Source organism: Ehrlichia muris subsp. eauclairensis, from assembly GCF_051097115.1.
GTDB classification, from domain to species: Bacteria; Pseudomonadota; Alphaproteobacteria; order Rickettsiales; family Anaplasmataceae; genus Ehrlichia; species Ehrlichia muris.
Genome location: NZ_CP118226.1, coordinates 1,070,331 through 1,084,398 on the forward strand (window position 1 = coordinate 1,070,331; position 14,068 = coordinate 1,084,398).

Sequence of the window (14,068 nt, forward strand, 5' to 3'; positions counted from 1 at the left end):
AAGATTTAAAGCGTTTAGGCTTTTATCTATTTTTGTATATAAGCAAGATACAATCAAAAAATATGACTAATCCTCGGAGGCAGATATCCTTACCTATATAGCATTCGATAAAATTGATGTTTAAAACATTAAGAAATTTTGTTATACATATTAGTTATGCAACACATATATCATGCCATTACACCACGCACTATAGTTTCCAAGTTAATCAATAGATCTATTTAATCAACAAACCATATTCTTAAGGTTAAATGCTATTGATATTAGTAATTTAATATATCATGCATTTCAATTGCTGCAGCCAAAGCAGCCATTTTACTAACTATAGTCCAACATAATACGTCTTGTTGTCTATAACTTACATCTATGAAATCACAGCCTACAGAATTCAAGTTAGAAAATCTATCTTTCACAGCATGATATCTATACAAATAGCATGAAGGAGTATGACCTATAAAATACACTAACGGTTCAGCCACATAACCATTAAAGAGCTCTCTAGTTGTAATACCTTCTTGTATTATTACACTATTGACAACTTTACTATCTTTGATTTTTTTCATTTTATTACGGTTCTTCTTATTAAGTGTTAAAACGTCATCTCCACAATAAGCTACCACAATTCCCATACCATAAGTACCATTATCTGCCTTTATAAATACGTATGGCTGTTCTTTAATGTTATATAATTGAAATTTACTACGTACTCTATTAATAATTACATCTACCTCATTAGCAATACTATCAATACCTTGACCATTTAAAAAACAAATATTATTACAACTAGAGAACAATGTTGAAATCAACCAAGGGTCAATATTAAGATTTTCACAAAATTCCCTAGATAACTCTTCATAAGTAGAAAAATGATTAGATTTACTTCTATTAAACCAACCCAAGAATAAAGATGGCATAATGCTTTGATATTTCAAATTTTGTAGCACTTTAGGAATTCCACTAGTCATATCATTGTTAAGCAAAATAAGATCAGCTATGAATCCGTCTCCAGCTTGAAGTACACCATTATCATTAGTAAGGTATAAACAATTTATCACATGTCCAGTCGATGAAATAAGTTCTACATTTTGATTTATATTACATATACCTACCTCAACAATAAAGTCTGCATTATTAACTATATTTCTTAAAGCAATCAAACTATCAACATATTTTAAATTCCTCGTATGATTCTCTGCTACAATTAAAACCTTCCTACAATTTATGTGATTAACTATATACTCTCTTAACAACTGAGAAGTATAACTTTGTGATTGCTTCGTAAAGTTATTATACCCTGCAGGAAAAATGTTAGTATCTACAGGAGCAATTTTATAATCAGATATCCTCAAATCAACCGAAACATTTAAAACCGGATTATACCTAGCAAATTTACTAGAAAACCAATTCTCTATATCTAATTTATACCTTCTGAATATATCATTTAATGTATCAACAATTATCGTCATTAGTACCAATAAAACCATTGCTAGCGAATTCATATCATATCAATATCTTAGGATAATTATCCATAGTGAAACATCTAAATATCCTACTTATGAACATTACAATTATAGTACATAATTTTTTTAACATCATATCTATATTTCATATCCTAAGATAACGCTTATATAATTAACACATATTTCCACCACACACATTCCTAAATTTAGGATTATGTACTGAACAGATACATAATAATCTTTAAATATATATTCATTATATCAGGTCCGTAATTAATACTTATATACCAGTACAGAAATTTGATAACAATAGTACAAAAACTAGATTTTTGTAATATGGCCAGTATATAACTGACGTGGACGACATATTTTATAATTTTTATTTGCCACCATTTCATACCATTGAGCAGACCAACCAGACGTTCTAGCCAGTGCAAATAATGTAGTAAACATCCTTACTGGAATTCCGATAGATTTTAAAATAATTCCAGAATAAAAATCTACATTAGGGTATAAATTACGCTCAATGAAATAGCTGTCTTGTAATGCAATGTTTTCTAATTCTACCGCTACTTCTAATAATGGATCATCTATACCTAAATCATTTAACACTTCTCTACAAATTTCACACATAATTTTAGCACGTGGATCATAATTTTTATATACTCTATGACCAAAACCCATTAATCTTGTAGTCTTACTACCATCCTTCACTTTTTGAATAAACTGTTTTACATTACTTGGTTTTTCAATTGTCATTAACATATTAATTACAGCTTCATTTGCTCCACCATGAGCTGGACCCCATAAAGTTGCTGTTCCTGCTACTAAACAAGCAAATAAATCTGCTCCTGAAGAACCAGCTAACCTAACAGTAGCAGTAGAAGCATTTTGCTCATGATCAGCATGCAATACAAAGATAATATCCAAAGCTTTAGCAACAACCTGAGTGAATTTATAGGAAGAAATATCAAACATCATATGCACGAAATTTTCACTGTAAGACAATTTTGTATCAGCTGTAATAAAATCCTGATTCGTTATATATCTATAAATCAGCGCTACTATGCTTGCAATTTTAGCCACAGCTAATTTAGCATACTTTAATTCATCTTTATCAGCTTCTTGATCATGATAATATGATGCTAAGGCAGAAAAACATGCCATTAATATAGCCATAGGATGTGAATCTTGTGAAAATGACTTTATAACATCATACACTACCTGAGGAGGTGTATATTCTTGAGAAATCTGTAATGTAAAATTTTGTAAATCCTCAGAACCAGGAAAAACACCATAAAATAGCAAATATATTATTTCTACAAAACTCTTATTTCCATTTACTAAATCTACTATGTTATGTCCTCTATAACATAATATACCTTTATTTCCATCAATAAACGTAATCTTTGATTCACAAGCAGCAGTAGACATAAAGCCTGGATCATAAGTTAACACTCCTGTGTTTTTATACAAAGAAGTAATATCTACAGCTTTATTCCCATTAGTATCATACAACACTGGCAATTTTATCCTTTGATCATCCAATTCTAATACTGCTTCTTTGATCATAATTCCACCTAAATTTAATAATAATGATGTATACTTTGCTTATATAACACAAACAGATAAAAATTAAAAATCCAAACACTTTAAATCTTATCAGAAGTAATGCAAATTTGTATATATTACACTCACAATCTCATCTTTCCTAAAAGATTCACATATAAAATTTTATAAGGTTATTAATACTAACTTTTCGTAAAATAAACCCACTTTTTCACATATAGATACTCATAATCTAAAATATAACTTAGTTCTAACCTCACTCCTAAAACTATGACTAACAACCATAACTTTCTACTAACACTTTATTATATCTCCTCAAATCTATTAATTAATATATTCTTCATTGACATTTTCCTATGAAAATCCCAATATCAACAAAACAGTCCTATTATAAACCACTAAGTATGTTGATTATTAAAAACTGATAAGATTTAACCTTTTCTTAATCTATAAGACATGGCACAGATAATTTCTTCAAATTAATATAAACTTCTAAATATGATTAGTCTTAATAAATTTAAGATCTTTCTATTAGTTCACTCACTTCAGTAAATCACTTTAGTTTTTCTTATAAAATTTTACATACTCATCAGCAAACCGTACATATAATAAACAACTCTAGGAGTTATAAAATAAAAACACATAATACACTCTTAAGTGCTTCAATTATCTATTCCCATTCAATTGTAGCTGGGGGTTTAGATGTAGTATCATATACCACTCTATTAATTCCTTGAACATTATTTACAATAGCATTACTAACATCCTTAAGAAAGTCATAGAAGATTAATTTAGTTTCCAAATCTACCTCAAATGGGAAACATTCTGCAGTCATACCATCACTAGAAGTAACCGCTCTTAAAGCACAAGTATAACCATAGGTTCTACTATCACCCATTACACCTACTGTTCTTACTGGTAATAGCACTACAAACGCCTGCCATATAATATCGTACAAGTTATATTTTTTTATAAGATCGATATATATCTCATCAGCAACTTGTAACATTCTTACTTTTTCTTGAGTAATTTCACCTATGATCCTAATTGCTAAACCAGGACCTGGAAATGGATGACGAGTTAATATCTCATTCGATATACCAAGCTTTTTTCCTAATAATCTAACCTCATCTTTAAATAGAAATCTTAGTGGTTCAACAAGTTGTAATTTCATTGTATCAGGCAACCCCCCAACGTTATGATGTGATTTGATAGTTACACTTTCTTTCTCAGCAGGACCACCAGACTCTATAACATCAGGATATATGGTACCTTGCATTAAAAATTCTACCTCTCCTATTTTATTTGCTTCTTCTTCAAACACTTCGATAAATGTTTTTCCTATTATCTTCCGTTTTTGTTCTGGATCAGTAATAGACTGAAGTCTATTCAAAAATATCGATGATTTATCAACAACAGTTACAGGAATTTTAAATTGATTAATAAATAACTGCCTTACTTTTTCTGCTTCATTATAACGCAGCAACCCATTATCAATAAAGATACAACACAATTGATCCCCTATTGCTCGATAAGTCAAAGCTGCAGCAACACTAGAATCAACGCCACCACTAAGCGCAGCTATTACTTTTTTATTTCCTACTTGTTTCTTTATAAGATTTTGCTGATCATCTAGAAAAGAGTCCATTGTCCAACTATTCTTACAATCTGCTATCTTTACAAAATTAGCAAGTAACTTCATACCATCTCGAGTATGATACACTTCAGGATGAAATTGCATCCCATAAATTTTTCTTTTTTCATTGCTTATCATCGCAATTATATTATTCAATACACTATACGCTATGACCTCAAATCCATATGGAACATCACACACACTATCCGCATGGCTCATCCACACACAAGCCTGTTCTCCTACTTGCCACACATCTTTTATTATTTCTGACCCTTTTATAATATTTAAAGTAGCTTTTCCAAATTCCTTACCATAGCTCTGCGCAATTGTTGACTTGAAATAATTACTCACAAGTTGTAATCCATAACATATTGCCAACACTGGAACAGAAGTTCTTTCATTTAATTCAATAATATCATGAACAATTCTAGGTATCTCTGTTAAATTAAAGACTGACTTAGGTCCTCCAGACAAAATAAATGCTTTACTGTCTTTTATACGGTCGAATGCTACATCATGTGCAAAAATTTCAGAATAGATATTTAGTTCTCTCACTCTTCTAGCAAGCAATTGCGTAAATTGCGACCCAAAATCAATAATTGCTACTCTTGACATTTATGTTACCTCATAATTGCAGAAAAATAAAAATCTATTCTTATAAATTTGTAAAACAAAAACTTACCAATCCATAACATAAGGAAGACCTTCTATCCAATATTGCTACATAAAACAATAATAAGCACTTACACACACCTAAACACAATGCAGATCTTTCAAGACTCGTATTAATGTAATTACTATACCAAAAAAGTCACCCCCTCAACAAGAATTATGATTTTATTAATAAATATAGAATAAAATCTAAAATAATCATAAATTTAGGGACAATTACATGAATGAAGAATTATCTTTAGATGAGAGTTTAGATAGCGCTATGCGTTATGTTGAAAAAGGATGCAAAACAAAGATAGATGCAAAGATGAAAGCATGTATAAAAAACGAAGTTAAATCAGCAATTCCAGAATTAAATAAGGTATTAACACCTTTAATTACTTCTGCACTTAATGCAGAGCAAAAAACATTATCACAAAATCAGCAAGAAGAATTAGTGAAGCATTTTATAGAAATTATGATGCCACATATGCAAAAAATCATGGTAGCATCTGACCAATAAACAGAATCCTTATATATCAAAGCTCATCTTATACACAGTATATTACCTACTTTCCCCATTAAGAACTATATATTATTGACGTAAACTTCTATAAGCATTGTAAATTTTTGATGTTTATAATGCTTATAGCCACTATATTTGCTATACCTTTTATAAAAAACTTTAGATAAACATTCATTCTTTTTTACAGTACATGATTGTATAAACTGTAGCCAAAAAATCAACAATGGAAGACCTTCTGATAATTGCTATTAAAACATTCACATTTCATACATTTGTAAATATCCAATATTACCTTAGATTTTGGCAGGAATAAGATGAATCACATCCCATTGTTAAATATCTTTTTTCTACTACTTCATAATACATATCTATATCTTGTCGTATAAGGGATAGCACCTCTTCATCTAACAGCAATTCTCTTGCAAAACTTGCTAGATGACTTACAATAACCCCAAAATCCATAGAATTTGCCTCCACATGATTTTTAATTGTACCATAAAACTTTTCATCACACATTTGTATGATATTCCGTGGAATTTTGAGTCCAGAAATTTCTTCTACAGGATTCTCCTGTGGATAATATAAGTGCCTAAATGTATTCCTTAACCTGGAAGAGAATCTATTAAAGGCTACAGCATAAAGTCGTTTTTCTGCATACTCCTTTGCAGCTAGCCGTTTTACCTTATACATCTGTCCAAAACATGTAATACAAGATAACACCACAAAATCTACTACCTCATTTGCAAATCTCTCACGTGCATTTGATATGCATGCAAACTTATAACATATGTCTAGTAAGTTCACATAAAACTTACTAGAATGCAGTTTATAAACAGCTTGGCGTTGGAAAGGCTGATTATTACCCCAAAAAGTTGCACCTAGTTGTACCAATGGAAACGTTAACTTATGATGATCTGCAGCAAGAAATTTACCCATCACACTATCTACAAATTTTTGATTATCAAAATGACTTGCACAATATCTTAGACTATTACACATATTAAACATACAAAATCTAGTTAGTAGATGCTCAAGAATTCCCAGTTTAATTATGAACACACATAAGGGTAGATTTTCAGTTACTGTAAACAAAGCCTTTTCCATGTCACTCTTAAGCACAACCTGTTCATCCTCACACACGTTAAACATATTCATAAAACTAAGAGCATATTCCGTATGCATCTTTAGAAAACATTTTACAGTAGACTGGAACTTCATTATACATTTTTTAGCAGAATATTGCGGAGCCAAGAACAACTCAGGAGCAGGAGTTGCAAGATATTTTACAGGCAAAATCTCCACTAATGTTAAGTCCCCCCCCCCCCCATCCTTCCACAGGGATTTGTTGTAAGCTTAGTACTTGATAGTCCAGCGCCAACACCAGTACTAGAGCTTTCTTCCTTTAAACCCAACATCTTTACTTTAACCATGTCAGCATAACTTGCTGATGTCACAGAGGAACTAGTACTACTTAAGTCTCTCAATACTAATTTCTTCCTAATACTCCTACATAAAGGTTTATCTGATAATCTCATTGTACCTTCTGGTACAGCACTAGGTTTAACCTTCTCTTCTTCTATATTACCACATACTCTTTCCTGACTAGAACCTTCCTCCTTCAAACTTATAACATCAAGTTCTCTAGCACAACTTACAATGCTAAAAGAAGCTTGACTACCACAAACTTTTGGCTTTGCACCTTCTCTTAAATACTTGTTTTCCAAATTTTGTGATTGAAGATCTAAATTAGAGGACTGCTGTGTCAACTGTCGACTAGCAATATTTGCTTCATATACATCACTAGTTACTTTTCCTTCTTGTTGCTCCAACTCAGCATTGATTTTTTTACTCTTCGATTTTTTCTTTTTACTAAATTTATCAGATGACCTTGATATAGCTTTTGTAATTTCATCATTATTCACTAACATCACTCAATAACAACACCAACTACAGGAAACATTACAGAAATACACTTTTCACGTAACCAAAAGATAGATTAGACTACCTACTTTATAATATCATAACTTACTGATTTTTTCAAGTAATAATAGCAGTTTCGCTACTGACTATATACTCAGAGTAACTATCCAATAAAACAACACACTATCTTAACCTTCTAACTATATGAAAAAGCAAAAATTACTGTTTAATAAATATAACTCAAACAATACACTCTAGACACAGTAATAATATCACCTTATTTAAGATAGCTAATTCTTCAGGAATTCCATGAATAAACTTCACAAATCTTAAAAGAAACCCAACTAAGCTTTATATTTAACCCATTTTCTCTGAAAATTACGTAGATAACATATATTAACCACTGAATTGGTACATAACAAAAAAACACGGGCAGATAAATATTACTGTTCAAACAGATTTAACAGCTAAAGAAAATGTAGATTAAGCATAGAAAAAGCTAGAACAGCTCACAACTGTTATAAATACACGAAACAAATAAAAGTAGCATAGGCTCAAAATTGTCTATATTAACATTAAAAACGGTTTCTCTAAATAAGACTTAAAGCAATTCAAAAATCTTGCTGCTAACACACCATCAATCACTCTATGATCTACAGACAATGTTATTGTCATAACATTTGAAATACACACTTGTTCGCCAACAACTATTGCTTTTTTCTCGCAACATCCAACAGACATTATACAGGATTGTGGAGGATTAACAATTGCATAAAATTCCTTAATACCAAACATACCAAGATTAGAAACAGTAAAACCTCCACCTTGGAACTCCTCTGGTTTCAACTTGCCAGACTTAGCTTTAGTAGCTAATACTTTAACTTCACTTGATATTTCTAACAAAGACTTTTTATCTGCATTGAAAACAATTGGGGTAATAAGTCCATTATCAATAGATACAGCAACTGAAATATCAATACTATGAAATACAACTATTTTATCATCAGACCAAGATACATTAATTTCAGGAAATTTCTTAATACTCATAGCAACAGCTTTAATAATGAAATCATTTACTGTAACTTTACTATCAAGATTTTCAGCATTAATTTCTAATCTTAGTTTAAGTAGATCATCCATCAAACAATCTACCGAAATATAAAAATGAGGAATCGTTTGCTTAGAATGTACTAAACGTTCTGCTATTACTCTACGCATGCTACTAATTTCAGTAAAAGAACTTTCTCCCAAAGAATTAGACACATTACCCTTTTGATTTACAATATCTAATATATCAGCTTTTATAATTCTTCCATAAGGACCCGTTCCTTTTACTGAATTGATATCAACACACAGGTCGGAAGCAATCTTCTTGGCTAAAGGACTAATTTTAATTCTTTCACATGAATCAGAAGGACTATTTAACATCGCAGTATTTACAGCCTGTTGATTAATCTGCGATTTAACCGACCCATCTTTAGGAACATTATCACTCTTCTTATATGAATGAATTCCAACTAGATCTTGTTCATCTACAGCAATTAATGCTATCAATTGGTTCACTTGTACATTCTTGCTTCCTTCTTCAAAGAAAACTTTGCCCATGATACCATCTTCATCTGTATACTCAAATTCCATAACAGCTTTATCAGTTTCTATATCAGCTATTATATCACCTGACTTGACTACATCCCCTTCTGACTTATACCACTTTCTTATAGTCCCACTTTTCATGGTTGGAGAAAGAGCAGGCATCAATACTTCTATTGGCATTCTTAACATCAAAAAAATCTTTTATACACCATTACAGTATTAGACATGTATTGTCAATCCAATTATAGGCACCATCTATTCTAAACAATAGGATAAATAACTTATACTCAAAACATGTTATTTCTAATTGTTCCGAATAAACCTAAGTTGAACTACTAATATATCAAATCTGACACATAACTTATACAATACCTCCCTTATGGTATATTAATAATCTATCTATCAATTATCATGTATGCAAGCCACTTATGAATACCTTCAGTCATTAATATATTGTTAAACACATTTTATTTCTTGTAGTAGACAAAAAACTTGCTAATATTATTACATTTGTTTAACGTATAGAGACTTTGTGCTAGTCAGTAATCGTATTCAAGATATTTTGGGGTTTTACGAAAGCGAGAATCCAGGGGTAAAAGCAAATCTGATAAGAATGCTGTTACATGGTAAAGTGGCTGGTAGTGGGAAGTTATTGATATTACCTGTGGACCAAGGCATGGAGCATGGACCAACTAAGAGCTTTTCAAAAAATCCTCAATCTTATGATCCACATTACCATTTTAAATTAGCTATTGAAGGTGGGTTTAGTGCATATGCAGCTCCACTTGGTATGCTTGAAGCAGGAGCATCTACTTATGCTGGTCTTATCCCTCTTATACTTAAACTAAATAGCTCTACGTTGCTTTCTCCAAAAAATAGTCTAGATCAAGTGGTAACTTCTTCTATAAAAGACGCGTTAAAGTTAGGATGTTCAGCTATAGGAGTAACTATTTATCCAGGTTCTCATAATTTCTTTTCTATGATTCGAGAAACAAGAGACCTTATTGCAGAAGCAAAAGCAGCAGGATTAGCAGTTGTAATATGGTCATACCCACGAGGGAATGATATTTCAAAACAAGGAGAAACAGCAATAGATATAGTAGCATACGCTGCACATATCGCAGCATCACTTGGAGCAAATATCATAAAAGTCAAGTTACCAACAAGTCACATAGAAAGAGATTCTATACCTTATGACATTTCATCTTTAGAAAAAAGGATAGAATATATAAAATTATCTTGCTTTGCAGGAAGGAGATTAGTTGTCTTTTCAGGTGGAGAAACAAAAACTGATGAAGAATTATTTCAAGAGATACAGTCAATAAAATTAGGTGGAGGAGATGGATCTATTATAGGACGTAATTCCTTCCAGAGATCAAAAAGTAATGCTATATCAATGATAGAAAAGATAGCAAAAATTTATAACAATTAGGCTAGGTGGCAGAATGGCTTATGCAGAGGACTGCAAATCCTTTTATATCGGTTCGATTCCGGTCCTGGCCTCCATTCAACCAACAAGATCACTTTTTGTAAGATTTGATTGTAACAAGTTCTGTTGTTGAAATCCGCAATAAATTCTCTGATGACCTTTAAAATATTACCCTCAGAACATGAAATAACATTTTAGCTATTGCTTGATAAAATACAACTTGTTGCTGGAATTATGCATTGAAAGTTTTATCACAACACAAAAAAACTAAACATCTCATATGCAATACTATACCACCTAGACAAAGCCTCTCAATCACTATACCAGAAAAATACTACGATTACTAATCGGAGAAGTTCTAATAAAATATTCAAAAGCTTTGTTAACAATGTTACATAAAGAAGTTGTTGTTATCATAAGCACTTACAATACCCTAAGCTTTGCTGATACTATTAGATAAAGAAGTCGTTGCTATAAATACTGATGAATATGTTCCAACAGCTATACCAAAAAATACAATTATACTCAACTCTCTAACTGTACCCTGACACAATAACATTAAAGGAATAGATGCTAGCATAGTCGTACCAGACGTCAATATTGTTCTTGATAAAGTAGCGTTAATACTCATATTAATGATATCAGGCAGCTTTCTTTGTATTTTCTTCTTAAGTAATTCCCTAATCCTATCATATATTACTACTGAATCATTAACTGAATAACCAATAACTGTTAAGATTGCTGCAGTAGAAGAAAGATTAAACTCAATATTACACAAGCTAATTAATCCCAATGTTAAAACAACATCATGTATTAGAGCTAAAACACCACCTAATGCAAAACTCCACTGAAACCTTAACCACAAATATAAAAACATTCCTAACAATGAAAATATTATTGCACATAACCCTTCAAAAATCTGTTTATATCCAACTTGCGGCCCAACATAATCTATTTTTAAATAAGTTACTTCACCTAGTATTTCTTCTAATACCCGTTTTATCTTTTCAACAACATAAGATTGTCTCGAATTTTTTTCATTCTTAAAACGAATCATTAACTCTTTATCATTATTTTTAAAACCTTGAACAGAGAAACCTATAAAACCATTCTCCTGCAGTTTTAGATTAACATCTCTAGTATCTATTTGATCTGCACGAAGTTCGATTATGATACCACCTGCAAAATCTGTACCAAAGTATATACCTTTAAATAAAACAAGCAATATTGAAACAAGCATGAGAATACCACTACAAGATACAGCATATATCCTATACTTAGAAAAATTTATATTTGTACCACTAAGGAAAACCACTACTCAAAACTATAAATTAACTCATTAAGCCTATGTGATTTCTAATACTTATTCAAGAAAAAACACTTTCCCATAATGCAATAAACACTAAAAATATATAATTATTATTTTTTCCTATATTAAAAAATTTTGTATAGTAGCTTTACTGATAATTTTCATTATACACGATCCTCAATAAAAACTACAGACTGTTCATTTTTAATATTGCAAGATACTTGGGAGAAATAGTAATAATCTGGGTTTTAAAGTGCAAAAGATATCACATTATAAAACATATATCTAAATCTATTTTAGGGTAAGCTTACATAAGCATCACAAACACGTTTCCTTCTACATAGAAACTATGTATATTAACTTATTTATAATTTCTATCATTATACAGTGTTTTACATTAAGAATTATAAGCATTTCATTTACAACATTGTAGGCTATTTGGGAGAAATAGTAATAATCTGGGTTTTAAAGTGCAAAAGATATCACATTATAAAACATAGGTACAAATGTGTTCTAGGAGAAACAGATATAATTGCTGTTAAGAACAAATACTTAGTTTTCATAGAAGTCAAAACCAGTATACTTGGATCAGAAATTCCTATCACTAACAAGCAACAAAAATCTATTGTCAGAGTAGCAAAATACTTTATTACGTATCATACAAAATTTGAAGAATACAACATAAGATTTGATTTATATTTTCTTTCACTTTCAAAAGGATTGATACATATCTCTCATGCTTGGCAAGAACTTTAACTTGCTTTAATTAACCCATTATTTTAAATCTTCGCAAAACACTAACTAAAGCTTGAGTTAATTCACTGATCATTTCATCCGTATGACAAGGTGTTGGAGTAATTCTTAATCTTTCCGTACCTACAGGTACAGTAGGATAATTAATAGACTGTATATATATCTTGTATTCCTTAAGCAACACCTGTGAAATATTCTTACAAGCCATTGAATTACCTATAATAATAGGAATGATATGTGTGTCTGTTTTAACAAAATTAATCCCAGCCTTGGAGAAAGACTCCTTTACTTTACTCACAACTTCACGTTGCTTTTCCCTCTCAATAGAACTATTTTTCAAATGTTCAACACTTATTCTAGCAGATGATGCAATAAGCGGTGATAATGCTGTAGTAAAAATAAAGCCAGGAGCAAAACTTCTAATAACATCCACTAAATTTTTTGATCCAGCAATATATCCTCCCATAACCCCAAAAGCTTTGGAAAGCGTTCCTTGAATGATTGTAATTCTATCAGATATGTTCTCCTGCTCTGATATACCCCCACCACGATTTCCATACAGACCAACTGCATGAACTTCATCTAAATAAGTTATTGCATTATATTTATCAGCTAAATCACAAATCTTAGAAATTGGAGCTACATCTCCATCCATAGAATATAAAGATTCAAATATTATAATTTTAGGCACAGATATATCAACAGACTTCAATAAATCTTCAAGATGGCTAACATCATTGTGCTTGAATATATATTTTGCTCTATTACTGCCTCTGATTCCTTCTATCATAGAAGAATGATTTTTTTCATCTGAAAAAACTACAATATCTGGAATTACAGAAAGCAATGTACTGATAGTAGTCTGATTTGCAACATAACCACATACAAAAGTTAGAGCAGCTGGTTTCTTATGTAAATCTGCTAATGACTCTTCAAGTTCAATAATTTCTTTTGTAGTCCCAGAAATATTCCTTGTACCCCCAGCACCTACACTACTACCATAATTCTTGATAGCAAGAATCATATGTTCATTTTGCCCCATACCTAAATAATCATTGCTACACCACAGAGTAACTATATTATTTACACTACATTCAATAGCATAAGGAAATTGGCCAGGAATACGTGAAAACCCAGTAAATTCCCTATATCGACCTTCATCTTTTATATGCTTAATTCGGTTAAAAAAGATTTCTTCATAATTTACCATAATTCTTTTCAC

11 protein-coding genes and 1 tRNA gene are annotated in these 14,068 nt (G+C 30.9%); 4 read left to right on the forward strand and 8 right to left on the reverse strand.

The features are described 5' to 3' along the window. Positions 1 to 263: 263 nt before the first annotated feature. The 3 genes from gshA to guaA form a co-directional block, all read right to left on the reverse strand. The gene (gene gshA, locus PVA18_RS04270; RefSeq protein ID WP_231568514.1) at positions 264 to 1,499 is read right to left on the reverse strand and encodes a glutamate--cysteine ligase; all 1,236 of its coding nucleotides are present in this window, start codon (positions 1,497 to 1,499) and stop codon (positions 264 to 266) included. 282 nt (positions 1,500 to 1,781) lie between these two features. Next, positions 1,782 to 3,032 carry a citrate synthase gene (locus tag PVA18_RS04275; protein ID WP_045804966.1) on the reverse strand — a complete coding sequence of 417 codons (1,251 nt, stop codon included), beginning with the start codon at positions 3,030 to 3,032 and terminating at the stop codon, positions 1,782 to 1,784. A gap of 667 nt (positions 3,033 to 3,699) precedes the next feature. Beyond that, positions 3,700 to 5,280 carry a glutamine-hydrolyzing GMP synthase gene (gene guaA, locus PVA18_RS04280; RefSeq protein ID WP_045804967.1) on the reverse strand — a complete coding sequence of 527 codons (1,581 nt, stop codon included), beginning with the start codon at positions 5,278 to 5,280 and terminating at the stop codon, positions 3,700 to 3,702. Positions 5,281 to 5,557: 277 nt separating this feature from the next. On the opposite strand from guaA, the gene PVA18_RS04285 reads away from it, so the two are divergent. Then, a complete protein-coding gene (locus tag PVA18_RS04285) occupies positions 5,558 to 5,839 on the forward strand; it encodes a hypothetical protein (RefSeq protein ID WP_045804968.1) in 282 nt (93 codons plus the stop codon). A gap of 291 nt (positions 5,840 to 6,130) precedes the next feature. On the opposite strand, the gene PVA18_RS04290 is transcribed toward PVA18_RS04285, so the two are convergent. The 3 genes from PVA18_RS04290 to PVA18_RS04300 all read right to left on the reverse strand — a co-directional run bounded on the left by PVA18_RS04290 (position 6,131) and on the right by PVA18_RS04300 (position 9,535). Then, on the reverse strand, positions 6,131 to 7,144 hold the full coding sequence (locus tag PVA18_RS04290) for a DUF3514 domain-containing protein (RefSeq protein WP_156135908.1): 1,014 nt from the start codon (positions 7,142 to 7,144) through the stop codon (positions 6,131 to 6,133). Positions 7,145 to 7,149: 5 nt separating this feature from the next. Further along, positions 7,150 to 7,770: a hypothetical protein gene (locus PVA18_RS04295; protein WP_434431848.1), complete on the reverse strand. Its 621-nt coding sequence runs from the start codon at positions 7,768 to 7,770 to the stop codon at positions 7,150 to 7,152. Positions 7,771 to 8,326: 556 nt separating this feature from the next. Continuing rightward, the gene (locus PVA18_RS04300; protein ID WP_045804971.1) at positions 8,327 to 9,535 is read right to left on the reverse strand and encodes a pyruvate dehydrogenase complex dihydrolipoamide acetyltransferase; all 1,209 of its coding nucleotides are present in this window, start codon (positions 9,533 to 9,535) and stop codon (positions 8,327 to 8,329) included. A 352-nt stretch (positions 9,536 to 9,887) separates the two neighbouring features. Between PVA18_RS04300 and PVA18_RS04305 the strand changes: the two genes are divergently transcribed. Both PVA18_RS04305 and PVA18_RS04310 read left to right on the forward strand, forming a co-directional pair. Then, on the forward strand, positions 9,888 to 10,787 hold the full coding sequence (locus PVA18_RS04305; protein WP_045804972.1) for a class I fructose-bisphosphate aldolase: 900 nt from the start codon (positions 9,888 to 9,890) through the stop codon (positions 10,785 to 10,787). After that, a tRNA-Cys gene (locus PVA18_RS04310) sits at positions 10,787 to 10,861 on the forward strand. The genes PVA18_RS04305 and PVA18_RS04310 overlap by 1 nt, the downstream gene beginning before the upstream one ends. A 356-nt stretch (positions 10,862 to 11,217) precedes the next feature. On the opposite strand, the gene secF is transcribed toward PVA18_RS04310, so the two are convergent. After that, entirely contained in the window at positions 11,218 to 12,099 is an 882-nt protein-coding gene (secF, locus tag PVA18_RS04315; protein ID WP_045804973.1) for a protein translocase subunit SecF, read from the reverse strand. Between the two features lie 381 nt (positions 12,100 to 12,480). Between secF and PVA18_RS04320 the strand changes: the two genes are divergently transcribed. Next, complete coding sequence (locus tag PVA18_RS04320) at positions 12,481 to 12,849, forward strand: YraN family protein (protein WP_045804974.1); 369 nt, start codon at positions 12,481 to 12,483, stop codon at positions 12,847 to 12,849. A gap of 10 nt (positions 12,850 to 12,859) precedes the next feature. Here PVA18_RS04320 and hemA read toward each other — a convergent pair whose 3' ends face one another. Further along, entirely contained in the window at positions 12,860 to 14,056 is a 1,197-nt protein-coding gene (hemA, locus tag PVA18_RS04325) for a 5-aminolevulinate synthase (RefSeq protein ID WP_045804975.1), read from the reverse strand. Between the last annotated feature and the right edge of the window lie 12 nt (positions 14,057 to 14,068).

Coding starts and splice junctions, on each gene's coding strand:
- gshA (WP_231568514.1), bottom strand. CDS start 1,499: ATGAATTCGCTAGCAATGGTTTTATTGGTACTAATGACGATAATTGTT.
- PVA18_RS04275 (WP_045804966.1), bottom strand. CDS start 3,032: ATGATCAAAGAAGCAGTATTAGAATTGGATGATCAAAGGATAAAATTG.
- guaA (WP_045804967.1), bottom strand. CDS start 5,280: ATGTCAAGAGTAGCAATTATTGATTTTGGGTCGCAATTTACGCAATTG.
- PVA18_RS04285 (WP_045804968.1), top strand. CDS start 5,558: ATGAATGAAGAATTATCTTTAGATGAGAGTTTAGATAGCGCTATGCGT.
- PVA18_RS04295 (WP_434431848.1), bottom strand. CDS start 7,770: ATGTTAGTGAATAATGATGAAATTACAAAAGCTATATCAAGGTCATCT.
- PVA18_RS04300 (WP_045804971.1), bottom strand. CDS start 9,535: ATGCCAATAGAAGTATTGATGCCTGCTCTTTCTCCAACCATGAAAAGT.
- hemA (WP_045804975.1), bottom strand. CDS start 14,056: ATGGTAAATTATGAAGAAATCTTTTTTAACCGAATTAAGCATATAAAA.